At 66.4% G+C, this 12144-nt stretch carries 16 protein-coding genes; all 16 read left to right on the top strand.

What is annotated here, in order from left to right; all coding sequences use genetic code 11:
* Positions 1-101: 101 nt before the first annotated feature.
* The 16 genes from ACPTTC_RS01905 (at position 102) to ACPTTC_RS01980 (ending at position 12062) form a co-directional block, all read left to right on the top strand.
* Positions 102-1028, top strand: a complete 927-nt coding sequence (locus ACPTTC_RS01905) for an ABC transporter ATP-binding protein (protein ID WP_175241006.1) — start codon at positions 102-104, stop codon at positions 1026-1028.
* Positions 1025-1780: an ABC transporter permease gene (locus ACPTTC_RS01910; RefSeq protein WP_175971974.1), complete on the top strand. Its 756-nt coding sequence runs from the start codon at positions 1025-1027 to the stop codon at positions 1778-1780. The genes ACPTTC_RS01905 and ACPTTC_RS01910 overlap by 4 nt, the downstream gene beginning before the upstream one ends.
* A gap of 56 nt (positions 1781-1836) precedes the next feature.
* Positions 1837-2076, top strand: a complete 240-nt coding sequence (locus ACPTTC_RS01915; protein WP_006477131.1) for a BolA family protein — start codon at positions 1837-1839, stop codon at positions 2074-2076.
* 14 nt (positions 2077-2090) lie between these two features.
* Positions 2091-3440: a UDP-N-acetylglucosamine 1-carboxyvinyltransferase gene (gene murA, locus ACPTTC_RS01920; protein ID WP_175957874.1), complete on the top strand. Its 1350-nt coding sequence runs from the start codon at positions 2091-2093 to the stop codon at positions 3438-3440.
* Positions 3437-4090: an ATP phosphoribosyltransferase gene (hisG, locus tag ACPTTC_RS01925; protein ID WP_175957873.1), complete on the top strand. Its 654-nt coding sequence runs from the start codon at positions 3437-3439 to the stop codon at positions 4088-4090. Before murA ends, hisG begins: the two co-directional genes overlap by 4 nt.
* Positions 4091-4114: 24 nt before the next feature.
* Positions 4115-5431 carry a histidinol dehydrogenase gene (hisD, locus tag ACPTTC_RS01930; RefSeq protein WP_423391383.1) on the top strand — a complete coding sequence of 439 codons (1317 nt, stop codon included), beginning with the start codon at positions 4115-4117 and terminating at the stop codon, positions 5429-5431.
* 144 nt (positions 5432-5575) lie between these two features.
* Positions 5576-6649 (top strand): histidinol-phosphate transaminase, encoded by a 1074-nt coding sequence (hisC, locus tag ACPTTC_RS01935; protein WP_423391384.1) that lies wholly within the window; start codon positions 5576-5578, stop codon positions 6647-6649.
* Positions 6650-6713: 64 nt separating this feature from the next.
* Complete coding sequence (gene hisB / locus ACPTTC_RS01940; RefSeq protein WP_011350728.1) at positions 6714-7301, top strand: imidazoleglycerol-phosphate dehydratase HisB; 588 nt, start codon at positions 6714-6716, stop codon at positions 7299-7301.
* Positions 7302-7367: 66 nt separating this feature from the next.
* A complete protein-coding gene (locus tag ACPTTC_RS01945) occupies positions 7368-7988 on the top strand; it encodes a MarC family protein (RefSeq protein ID WP_226200908.1) in 621 nt (206 codons plus the stop codon).
* Entirely contained in the window at positions 7985-8626 is a 642-nt protein-coding gene (gene hisH / locus ACPTTC_RS01950; RefSeq protein WP_014898304.1) for an imidazole glycerol phosphate synthase subunit HisH, read from the top strand. The genes ACPTTC_RS01945 and hisH overlap by 4 nt, the downstream gene beginning before the upstream one ends.
* 163 nt (positions 8627-8789) lie before the next feature.
* Positions 8790-9545, top strand: a complete 756-nt coding sequence (gene hisA / locus ACPTTC_RS01955; protein WP_175957869.1) for a 1-(5-phosphoribosyl)-5-[(5-phosphoribosylamino)methylideneamino]imidazole-4-carboxamide isomerase — start codon at positions 8790-8792, stop codon at positions 9543-9545.
* A gap of 106 nt (positions 9546-9651) precedes the next feature.
* Entirely contained in the window at positions 9652-10425 is a 774-nt protein-coding gene (gene hisF / locus ACPTTC_RS01960) for an imidazole glycerol phosphate synthase subunit HisF (RefSeq protein WP_047899625.1), read from the top strand.
* The gene (gene hisI / locus ACPTTC_RS01965) at positions 10425-10841 is read left to right on the top strand and encodes a phosphoribosyl-AMP cyclohydrolase (protein ID WP_069255583.1); all 417 of its coding nucleotides are present in this window, start codon (positions 10425-10427) and stop codon (positions 10839-10841) included. Before hisF ends, hisI begins: the two co-directional genes overlap by 1 nt.
* Positions 10838-11203, top strand: a complete 366-nt coding sequence (locus tag ACPTTC_RS01970; protein WP_006485344.1) for a phosphoribosyl-ATP diphosphatase — start codon at positions 10838-10840, stop codon at positions 11201-11203. The genes hisI and ACPTTC_RS01970 overlap by 4 nt, the downstream gene beginning before the upstream one ends.
* A gap of 69 nt (positions 11204-11272) precedes the next feature.
* On the top strand, positions 11273-11665 hold the full coding sequence (locus ACPTTC_RS01975; RefSeq protein WP_011350734.1) for a DUF4870 family protein: 393 nt from the start codon (positions 11273-11275) through the stop codon (positions 11663-11665).
* Between the two features lie 31 nt (positions 11666-11696).
* The gene (locus ACPTTC_RS01980) at positions 11697-12062 is read left to right on the top strand and encodes a histidine triad nucleotide-binding protein (protein WP_175971968.1); all 366 of its coding nucleotides are present in this window, start codon (positions 11697-11699) and stop codon (positions 12060-12062) included.
* Positions 12063-12144: the final 82 nt, after the last annotated feature.

Genomic DNA, 12144 nt, shown 5'->3' on the forward strand with positions numbered 1-12144 from the left:
ATAATCAAGCGTTTTGCGGGGCAGCCAATCGGCGTCCGGCCCCCATTTTCTTTCGCAGCAAGCACAGAATAGGCGTCGCGGCCCTGGCGTCGCGCACAGTCATGTCAGCCATAGAAATCCGTCACGTCAAGAAGCGCTACAAGTCGCTTCAGGCGCTCAAGGGCGTCAGCCTGTCGGTCGAGGAAGGCGAGTTTTTCGGTCTGCTCGGCCCCAACGGCGCAGGCAAGACCACGCTCATCAGTATCCTCGCCGGGCTGGCCCGGGCCGACGAAGGCAGCATCTCGGTGCGCGGCCACGACGTCGTCAAGGACTTCCGTGGTGCGCGCCGCGCACTCGGCGTCGTACCGCAGGAGCTCGTTTTCGATCCGTTCTTCACCGTCCGCGAGACGCTGCGGATCCAGTCCGGCTATTTCGGGCTGCGCCGCAACGACGACTGGATCGACGAAGTGATGGCCAATCTCGACCTCACCGAGAAAGCCGACGCGAACATGCGCGCGCTGTCGGGCGGGATGAAGCGCCGCGTGCTGGTCGCGCAGGCGCTCGTGCACCGGCCGCCCGTGATCGTGCTCGACGAACCGACCGCCGGCGTCGACGTCGAATTGCGCCAGACGCTGTGGAAATTCATCTCGCGCCTGAACCGCGAAGGCCACACGATCGTGCTGACCACGCACTACCTCGAGGAAGCCGAGTCGCTGTGCGACCGCATCGCGATGCTGCGTCGCGGCGAAGTGGTCGCGCTCGACCGCACCGACGCGCTGCTGCGCCGCTTCGCCGGGCTGCAGCTCTACCTGCGCCTCGCGGCCGGCGCCCTGCCGTCCGAGTTGCGCGGGCTGGAGTCCGACCCGGCCGCCCGCGCGCCGGGCGAGCACCTGCTGCGCCTCACGAGCTATGACGATGTCGAGCGGATCCTCGCACAATGCCGCGCGGCGGGCTGTACGTTCGACGAGATCGAGGTCCGCAAGGCCGACCTCGAGGATGTGTTCGTCCAGGTGATGAACGGGGCCGAGGTGATCGAGGGTCTGGCATGAGCGGGTTTCAAACGCTGTTCTACAAGGAATTGCTGCGCTTCTGGAAGGTGTCGTTCCAGACGGTGCTTGCGCCCATCGTGACGGCGCTGCTGTACCTGACGATCTTCGGCCACGCGCTGTCGGGCCGCGTCGAGGTCTATCCGGGTGTCGAGTACGTGAGCTTTCTCGTACCGGGCCTCGTGATGATGAGCGTGCTGCAGAACGCGTTCGCGAACAGTTCGTCGTCGCTGATCCAGTCGAAGATCACCGGCAACCTCGTATTCGTGCTGCTGCCGCCGCTGTCGTACCGCGACATGTTCGGCGCGTACGTGCTCGCATCCGTGGTGCGCGGCCTCGCGGTCGGTGCGGGCGTGTTCGTCGTGACGATCTGGTTTGTCCCGATGCATTTCGCGGCGCCGCTGTTCATCATGGCGTTCGCGCTGCTCGGCTCGGCGATCCTCGGCACGCTCGGCCTGATCGCCGGGATCTGGGCCGAGAAGTTCGACCAGCTCGCCGCGTTCCAGAACTTCCTGATCATGCCGCTGACGTTCCTGTCCGGCGTGTTCTATTCGACGCACTCGCTGCCGCCCGTGTGGCGCGAGATCTCGCGTCTCAACCCGTTTTTCTACATGATCGACGGCTTCCGATTCGGGTTCTTCGGCGCGTCCGACATCAACCCGTTCGCGAGCCTCGCGATCGTCACCGGTTTCTTCGTGCTGCTCGCGCTGATCGCGATGCGGCTGCTCGCGACCGGCTACAAACTGCGTCATTGATATCGACAGGCAGCGGCCGCCATTCGGGCGGCGCGCGCCGACAGGAGCCTTACACCATGTTGCCGACTCCCGAACAGGTCAAGCAATACATCGCCGGCGGTCTCGCCTGCACGCATCTGGAAGTCGAAGGCGACGGCCAGCATTTCTTCGCGACGATCGTGTCGGCGGCCTTCGAAGGCAAGCGGCCGATCCAGCGGCACCAGCTCGTCTACGCGGCGCTCGGCGATCGCATGAAGCAGGAAATTCACGCGCTCAGCATGAAGACGCTGACGCCCGCCGAATGGCAGAACGCATAAACGGAAATCACTGAGTGCAAGTCACCGTCAACGAGCGCGACGCTGTCCAGAGCGTCGCCACGGCACACCCGGCCGCCAACGGGGAATCGCATGGCCATGGGATGGACAAGCTCGTGATCGAAGGCGGCCACCGCCTGTCGGGCGAGATCGTCGTGTCGGGCGCGAAGAATGCCGCGCTGCCGATCCTGTGCGCGGGGCTGCTCACCGGCGATCCGGTCGATCTCCACAACGTGCCGAATCTCAAGGACGTGCGCACCACGCTGAAGGTGCTGAACCAGATGGGCGTGAAGAGCGAGACCGACGGCTGCCGCGTGCAGCTCGACGCGTCGCGCGTCGACAACCTCGTCGCGCCGTACGAGCTCGTGAAGACGATGCGCGCGTCGATCCTCGTGCTCGGGCCGCTGCTCGCGCGTTTCGGCGAGGCGAAGGTGTCGCTGCCGGGCGGATGCGCGATCGGTGCGCGTCCGGTCGACCAGCACATCAAGGGCCTGCAGGCGATGGGCGCCGAGATCAGCATCGAGCACGGCTTCATCGAAGCCCGCGCGAAGCGCCTGAAGGGCGCGCGCATCGTGACCGACATGATCACGGTGACCGGCACGGAAAACCTGTTGATGGCCGCGACGCTCGCCGACGGCGAGACGGTGATCGAAAACGCCGCGCGCGAGCCGGAAGTGAGCGATCTCGCACACTTGCTGGTCGCGATGGGCGCGAAAATCGACGGCATCGGCACCGACCGCCTCGTGATCCAGGGCGTCGAGCGGCTGCACGGTGCGCGCCATTCGGTGATCCCCGACCGCATCGAGGCCGGCACGTTCCTGTGCGCGGTCGCGGCGGCCGGCGGCGACGTGATGCTGACGGGCGTGCGCCCGCACATCCTCGACGCTGTGATCGACAAGCTGCGCGAAGCTGGCGTGTCGATCGAGGAAGGTGACAGCTGGCTGCGCGTGAAGATGGACCGCCGGCCGTCGGCGGTGACGATCCGCACGTCGGAATACCCGGCGTTCCCGACCGACATGCAGGCGCAGTTCATGGCCCTCAATACGGTCGCGACGGGCACCGCGCAGGTCGTCGAAACCATTTTCGAGAACCGTTTCATGCACGTGCAGGAGCTGAACCGGCTCGGCGCGAACATCACGATCGACGGCAACACCGCGCTCGTGACGGGCGTCGAGAAGCTGTCGGGCGCGAACGTGATGGCGACCGACCTGCGCGCGTCGGCGAGCCTCGTGATTGCCGGGCTGCGTGCCGACGGCGAAACGCTGGTCGACCGCATCTATCATCTGGACCGCGGCTACGACCGCATGGAAGCCAAACTGACCGCCGTCGGCGCGAACGTGCGCCGCCTCTCCGGGAGCCAAGCATGAGCGCGCCGCTGACCCTTGCCCTGTCGAAGGGCCGGATTTTCGAGGAAACCCTGCCGCTGCTGGCCGCGGCGGGCGTGCAGGTCACCGAGGATCCGGAAACGTCGCGCAAGCTGATTCTGCCGACGACGAACCCCGACCTGCGCGTGATCATCGTGCGCGCAAGCGACGTGCCGACCTATGTCGAGTACGGCGCGGCCGATTTCGGCGTGGCCGGCAAGGACGTGCTGGTCGAGCACGGCGGTTCGGGCCTGTACCAGCCGATCGATCTGAACATTGCGCGCTGCCGGATGTCGGTGGCCGTGTCGGCCGGTTTCGACTATGCGAGCGCCGTGCGCCAGGGCGCGCGGCTGCGCGTCGCGACGAAGTACGTCGAAACGGCGCGCGAACACTTTGCCGCGAAGGGCGTGCACGTCGACCTGATCAAGCTGTACGGCTCGATGGAACTTGCGCCGCTGGTCGGGCTGGCCGACGCGATCGTCGACCTCGTCAGCTCAGGCGGCACGCTGAAGGCGAACAATCTGGTCGAGGTCGAGGAGATCATGGCGATCTCGTCGCGCCTTGTCGTGAACCAGGCTGCGCTGAAATTGAAGCGCACGGCACTCAAGCCGATCCTCGACGCGTTCGAACGCGCGTCGCAGAATGGCGGTTGAGCGCATCACCGTAACGGAACTCCCATGTCCATCACCATCCGCAAGCTTGATTCGACGAGCGAAGGCTTCGGCGCCGAGCTGCGCGCGCTGCTCGCATTCGAGGCGAGCGAAGACGCGGCGATCGAGCAATCGGTCGCGCAGATCCTCACCGACGTGAAATCGCGCGGCGACGCCGCGGTGCTCGAGTACACGAACCGCTTCGACCGGCTGAGCGCGAACAGCGTCGCCGCGCTGGAGTTGCCGCAGGACGCGCTGCAGACGGCGCTCGACGGCCTCGCGCCGAAGGCGCGCGCGGCGCTGGAAGCGGCTGCCGCGCGAGTGCGCGCGTACCACGAGAAGCAGAAGATCGAGTGCGGCACGCATAGCTGGCAGTACACGGAAAGCGACGGCACGGTGCTCGGCCAGAAGGTCACGCCGCTCGACCGCGTCGGCCTGTACGTGCCGGGCGGCAAGGCCGCGTACCCGTCGTCGGTGCTGATGAACGCGATTCCCGCGCGCGTCGCGGGCGTCGGCGAGATCGTGATGGTCGTGCCGACGCCGGATGGCGTGAAGAACGACCTCGTGCTCGCCGCGGCGCTGCTCGGCGGCGTGGATCGCGTGTTCACGATCGGCGGTGCGCAGGCGGTCGGCGCGCTCGCATACGGCACGGCGACGGTGCCGGCCGTCGACAAGATCTGCGGCCCCGGCAACGCTTACGTCGCATCGGCGAAGCGCCGCGTGTTCGGCACGGTCGGCATCGACATGATCGCCGGGCCGTCGGAAATCCTCGTGCTGTGCGACGGTACGACCGATCCGAACTGGGTCGCGATGGACCTGTTCTCGCAGGCCGAGCACGACGAACTCGCGCAATCGATCCTGCTGTGCCCGGACGGTGCGTTCCTCGAGCGGGTCGAAAAGGCGATCCACGAGCTGCTGCCGTCGATGCCGCGCCAGGACGTGATCCGCGCGTCGCTCGAAGGCCGCGGCGCGCTGATCAAGGTGCGCGACATGGCCGAAGCCTGCCGGATCGCGAACGACATCGCGCCCGAGCACCTGGAAATTTCCGCGCTGGAGCCGCAGCAATGGGGCCAGCAGATCCGCCATGCGGGCGCGATCTTCCTCGGCCGCTACACGAGCGAGAGCCTGGGTGACTACTGCGCGGGGCCGAACCACGTGCTGCCGACGTCGCGCACCGCACGTTTCTCGTCGCCGCTCGGCGTGTACGACTTCATCAAGCGCTCGAGCCTGATCGAGGTCAGCGCGGAAGGCGCGCAGACGCTCGGCGAGATCGCATCCGAGCTCGCGTACGGCGAAGGGCTGCAGGCGCACGCGAAGAGCGCCGAGTTCCGGATGAAGAACTGACCACACGTTGTGCGGGGCCGCGGCTGGCGCCGATGCGCCGCCCGGCCTGCCCCGGAAGGCCGGGGCTGGAGACACCTGTGCAGGGCGGCAGCCGCCGCTCTGCCGACCCATTGACGCCGGCGCGACGCACGCCGGCTTGAGACCATGACGACGCCACAAGACATCATCCGCCGCGACGTACTCGCGATGACGAGCTACCCGGTGCCGGACGCGAGCGGGTTCGTGAAACTCGACGCGATGGAGAACCCGTACCCGCTGCCCGAACCGCTCGCCGCGGCGCTCGGCGAGCGTCTCGCGCAGGTCGCGCTGAACCGCTACCCGGCGCCGCGCCCGGCCGCGCTGCTCGACAAGCTGCGTCACGCGATGGGCGTGCCGGCCGGCTGCGACGTGCTGCTCGGCAACGGCTCGGACGAAATCATCAGCATGATGTCGGTGGCCTGCGCGAAGCCGGGCGCGAAGGTGCTCGCGCCGGTGCCTGGCTTCGTGATGTACGAGCTGTCCGCGAAGCTCGCGCAGCTCGAATTCGTCGGCGTGCCGCTGAGGGCCGACCTGACGCTCGACGTCGACGCGATGCTCGCGGCGATCGCCGAGCATCGTCCGGCGATCGTCTATCTCGCGTACCCGAACAATCCGACCGGCACGCTGTACGACGATGCCGACATCGAACGGATCGTCGCGGCCGCGCGGCACAGCCTGATCGTGATCGACGAGGCGTACCAGCCGTTCGCCGTTCGCTCGTGGCTGCCGCGCGCCGCCGAATTCGACAATGTCGTCGTGATGCGCACGGTATCGAAGCTGGGCCTCGCGGGCATCCGCCTCGGCTACCTGGTCGGTTCGCCCGCGTGGCTGACCGAATTCGACAAGGTGCGCCCGCCGTACAACATCAACGTGCTGACCCAGGCGACCGCCGATTTCCTGCTCGACCACCTCGACGTGCTCGACGCGCAGGCGGCCGATCTGCGTGCGGAGCGCACGCGTCTCGCACAGGAAGTGGCCGCGCTGCCGGGCGCGACGGTGTTCCCGAGCGCCGGCAATTTCCTGCTGGTGCGCGTGCCGGACGCGGCTGCCGTGTTCGACGCGCTGCTCACCGAGCGGGTTTTGATCAAAAACGTGAGTAAAATGCATCCGTTGCTGGCTGAATGCGTGCGGCTGACTGTCGGTTCTCCCGACGAAAACGCGCGCCTGCTGGCCGCTTTGAAACTCGCGCTGCCCGGTTGAGCCTCTGGGTGCCGCAGCGCGAACGATCAATCCCCATTTACATCGACTCAGTCAAGGAATTGCCATGCGTGTGGCGGAAGTCGTTCGCAATACCAGCGAAACGCAGATCCGTGTGAAGCTCAATCTCGACGGCACGGGCCAGCAGAAGCTGGCCACCGGCGTGCCGTTCCTCGACCATATGCTCGACCAGATCGCTCGACACGGTCTGGTCGATCTCGAGGTTGAAGCGCATGGCGATACGCATATCGACGACCACCACACGGTCGAGGATGTCGGCATCACGCTCGGGCAGGCCGTCGCGAAGGCGATCGGCGACCGCAAGGGCATCCGCCGCTACGGCCATTCGTACGTGCCGCTCGACGAGGCGCTGTCGCGCGTCGTGATCGACTTCTCGGGCCGGCCGGGCCTCGAATTCCACGTGCCGTTCACGCGGGCGCGGATCGGCACGTTCGACGTCGACCTGTCGATCGAATTCTTCCGCGGTTTCGTGAACCACGCGGGCGTCACGCTGCACATCGACAACCTGCGCGGGATCAACGCGCACCATCAGCTTGAAACGGTGTTCAAGGCCTTCGGCCGTGCGCTGCGCGCGGCGGTGGAACTGGACGAGCGTGCGGCGGGGCAGATCCCGTCGACGAAGGGCAGTCTCTGAACCTGAACTGACCGGACGGAGCGTCAAGGACAACCTCACGGCTTCGGCGCGCGGCGCCGGCTTGCGATGGATCTGCTCAAATCGTTCATTTCGCTGCTCGCGCTGATCAACCCGGTCGGTGCCGTGCCGTTCTTCCTGAGCCTGACGGCGCAGCAGACGGATGTCGAGCGGCGGCGCACGATCCGGATCGCGTCGGTGTCGGTGTTCTGCGTGATCACGGTGACGACGCTGCTCGGGCAGCAGATCATCAGCTTCTTCGGCATTTCGGTCGGGTCGCTCGAAGTGGGCGGCGGGATCATCATGCTGCTGATGGCGATCAACATGCTGAACGCGCAGATCGGCAACACGCGATCGACGCCGGAGGAGCGCCACGAGGCCGAGCTGAAGGACAACATCGCGGTCGTGCCGCTGGCGATTCCGCTGCTCACGGGCCCTGGCTCGATCAGCACGGTGATCATCTATGCGGCGAACTCGCATCACTGGTATGAGCGGGCCGGGCTGGTCGCGATCGGCGCGGCCCTGGCTTTTCTGTGTTTCGTCGCGATGCGGCTCGCCGAGCCGATCGCGGCCTGGATTGGCCGCACGGGCATCAACATCGCCACGCGGCTGATGGGTCTGATGCTGTCGGCGCTGGCGGTGGAATTCATCGTCAATGGACTGAGGGCGCTACTGCCTGCACTGAGATGAAAACTTCGATTGCGATTGTGGATTATGGGATGGGCAACCTGCGCTCGGTCGCGCAGGCGCTCAAGAAGGCCGAACCGGCCGCCGACGTGGCGATCGTCGATACGCCGGCCGCGATCCGCGCGGCCGACCGGGTCGTGCTGCCCGGCCAGGGCGCGATGCCCGACTGCATGCGCTGCCTCGGCGAATCGGGCCTGCAGGAGGCCGTGATCGAGGCCTCGCGCACGAAGCCGCTGCTCGGCGTGTGCGTCGGCGAGCAGATGCTGTTCGACTGGAGCGCGGAAGGCGACACGAAAGGCCTCGGCCTGTTGCCCGGCAAGGTCGTGCGTTTCGAGCTCGACGGCCGCCTGCAGGACGACGGCTCGCGCTTCAAGGTGCCGCAGATGGGCTGGAACCGCGTGCGCCAGTCGCAGCCGCACCCGCTGTGGGACGGCGTGCCCGACGACGCGTATTTCTACTTCGTTCACAGCTATTACGTGACGCCGGACAACCCGGCGCATACGGTTGGCGAAACGGCCTACGGTGCGCCGTTTACGTCCGCGGTCGCGCGGGACAACCTCTTCGCGACCCAGTTCCACCCCGAGAAAAGCGCGGAGGTCGGGTTGCGTCTGTATCGCAACTTCGTACACTGGAAGCCGTGAACGTCGCGTGCGTGCCACAGTCGGCGGGCCGCAGAGGCCCGTCTTGCGCGGCTGGCGCGCCTAGGCGCCGAAAGAGTTGTACTAAACTAGCGAGACGGCGCGGTACCGGGTTGGCCGGTACGCGCCGGATTCTTTTCTTCTTCCACGACGATACCCGATTGCTATGTTGCTGATTCCGGCCATCGATCTCAAAGACGGTCAGTGTGTGCGCCTCAAACAGGGCGACATGGACCAGGCCACGATTTTCTCCGAGGACCCCGCGGCGATGGCTCGCAAGTGGGTCGATCTCGGCGCCCGGCGGCTCCATCTGGTCGACCTGAACGGCGCGTTCGCCGGCAAGCCGAAGAATCTCGAGGCGATCGAAGCGATCCTCGACGAAGTCGGCGATGAAATCCCCGTACAGCTCGGCGGCGGCATCCGCAGCCTCGAGACGATCGAGAAGTATCTCGACGCGGGCCTGTCCTACGTGATCATCGGCACGGCGGCCGTGAAGAACCCGGGCTTCCTGCAGGACGCGTGCACCGCGTTCGCCGGCAACATCATCGTCGGGCTGGACGCGAAGGACGGCAAGGTCGCGACCGACGGCTGGAGCAAGCTGACCGGCCACGAAGTGATCGATCTCGCGCGCAAGTTCGAGGACTACGGCGTCGAGTCGATCGTCTACACGGACATCGGCCGCGACGGGATGCTGCAGGGCATCAACATCGAGGCGACCGTGAAGCTCGCGCAGGCGGTCGGGATCCCGGTGATCGCGAGCGGCGGCCTGTCGAACCTCACGGACATCGAGAATCTGTGCGAAGTGGAAGAGCACGGCGTCGAGGGCGTGATCTGCGGCCGTGCGATCTACTCCGGCGATCTCGATTTCGCGGCCGCGCAAAAACTCGCGGACGAACTGAACGGCGAACTCGACAACGCGTAAGCGCGGTTGTCCCGTTCGCCGGGGCTGCCTGCAGGCGGCCCCGACCGGAAGCCTCGCGCGAGGTTTCCGCAACCGGCCGTCCCAGCGCGGCATTTGGCGCAACATCATGGCTCTAGCTAAACGCATCATCCCCTGCCTGGACGTGACCGCCGGGCGTGTCGTCAAGGGCGTCAATTTCGTCGAGCTGCGCGACGCGGGCGACCCCGTCGAAATCGCCCGCCGTTACGACGACCAGGGTGCCGACGAACTGACGTTCCTCGACATCACCGCGACGTCCGACCAGCGTGACCTGATCCTGCCGATCATCGAAGCCGTCGCGTCGCAGGTCTTCATTCCGCTCACCGTCGGCGGCGGCGTGCGCGCCGTCGAGGACGTGCGGCGCCTGCTGAACGCGGGCGCGGACAAGGTCAGCATGAATTCGTCGGCGGTCGCGAACCCGCAGCTCGTGCGCGACGCGGCCGACAAGTACGGCTCGCAGTGCATCGTCGTCGCGATCGACGCGAAGCGCGTGTCGGCCGACGGCGAGACGCCGCGCTGGGAAGTCTTCACGCACGGTGGCCGCAAGGGCACGGGCCTCGACGCGATCGAATGGGCGCGCAAGATGGCCGAGCTCGGCGCGGGCGAGATCCTGCTCACGAGCATGGACCGCGACGGCACCAAGTCGGGCTTCGACCTCGCGCTCACGCGCGGCGTGTCGGACGCGGTGCCGGTGCCGGTGATCGCATCGGGCGGTGTCGGCTCGCTGCAGCACCTGGCTGACGGCATCAAGGACGGCCGCGCCGATGCGGTGCTGGCCGCGAGTATCTTCCACTACGGCGAGCACACGGTTGGCGAGGCGAAGCGCTTCATGGCCGACCAAGGCATCCCGGTGAGGCTGTGATGAATACGGAAACGAATGCATTGCCCGCGTGGCTCGACAAGGTCCGCTGGGACGACAACGGCCTCGTGCCGGTGATCGCGCAGGAAGCGTCGACGAACGACGTGCTGATGTTCGCGTGGATGAACCGCGAGGCGCTGGCGAAGACGATCGAGACGCAGCGCGCGGTCTACTATTCGCGCTCGCGCAAGCGCCTGTGGTTCAAGGGCGAGGAGTCGGGCCACGTGCAGCACGTGCACGAGGTGCGGCTCGATTGCGACGAGGATGTCGTGCTGCTGAAGGTCGAGCAGGTGTCGGGCATCGCGTGCCACACCGGCCGGCATTCGTGCTTCTTCCAGAAATTCGAAGGCACCGTGGAGAGCGGCGACTGGGTCACGGTCGAACCGGTGCTGAAAGATCCCGAACACATCTACAAATGACGCAATCGACCGAAGACACGCTGCTGCGCCTCGCGGCCGTGATCGACAGCCGCAAGGGCGGCGATCCCGATCAATCGTACGTATCGCGCCTGTTCCACAAGGGCGACGACGCGGTGCTGAAGAAGATCGGCGAAGAGGCGACGGAAGTCGTGCTGGCCGCGAAGGACGTGCGCCAGGGCGGCGCGCCGACCGCGCTCGTCGGCGAGGTGGCCGATCTGTGGTTCCACTGCCTCGTGATGCTGTCGCATTTCGACTTGAGCCCGGCCGACGTGATCGCCGAGCTCGAGCGCCGCGAAGGGCTGTCGGGCATCGAAGAGAAGGCTCTGCGCAAGCGTCGCGAGCGCGAGGAAAACGGCGGGTGACAGGCCCTTGTCGCGGGATGGCCACAGTGCGGTAAGCTGTAAGAATTGTCATCTAACGGGGGTAGCATCATGACCGATACGCCAAGCCAGTTTCCGCCGCCGTCGGTGCCGGGGGCCGCGGACGCCGAGCGCCTGAACGGGCTGCGCACGCTGACTCACGTGCTCTATGGCCTCTATGCGTTTCATTGGCTCACGGGCGGCGTCACGGGCATCATCGCGATCATCATCAACTACGTGAAGCGCGACGATGTGGCCGGCACGCCGTATGCGGCCCACTTCGAGTGGCAGATCCGCACGTTCTGGCGCGCGCTGATCGCGTACGTGATCGGGTTCGCGCTGATGTTCGTGGTGATCGGATTCGCAGTGATGTTTGTCACATGGATCTGGACGCTGTACCGTATCATCAAGGGTTGGCTGTACCTGAACGACAACAAGCCGCTCGATCCGCAAGCCTGGTTCTGACCGGCCGCGGGCGGGCGTGTGCAGGAGCAACATGAGTCACGATCCGAATTGCCTGTTCTGCAAGATCGCGGCAGGCGAGATCCCGAGCACGAAGGTGCACGAGGACGACGAATTCGTCGCGTTCCGCGACATCCGCCCGGCGGCCGAGACGCACGTGCTCGTGATTCCGCGCCAGCATCTGCCGACGCTGTCGGCGGCGAGCGACGCCGATGCACCGATGCTCGGCCGGCTGATGCTGCTCGTGTCGCGTCTCGCCAACCAGCTCGGCGTCGCGTACACGGGGGGCGAAACCGGTTTCCGTACGGTGATCAACACGGGCCCGGGCGGCGGGCAGGAGGTCTACCACCTGCACGCACATATCCTGGCCGGCCCGCGCCCGTGGCAGCGGATGGGTTGACGGCGCGGGGCGTTTCCCCGCATCGATAGTCGAAGCCGGCGCGTTGCCGGCGATTTGCGCCGCGTAGCGGCGTGGTTGAGGA

Source organism: Burkholderia mycopellens, assembly GCF_964265025.1.
Lineage (GTDB): Bacteria > Pseudomonadota > Gammaproteobacteria > Burkholderiales > Burkholderiaceae > Burkholderia.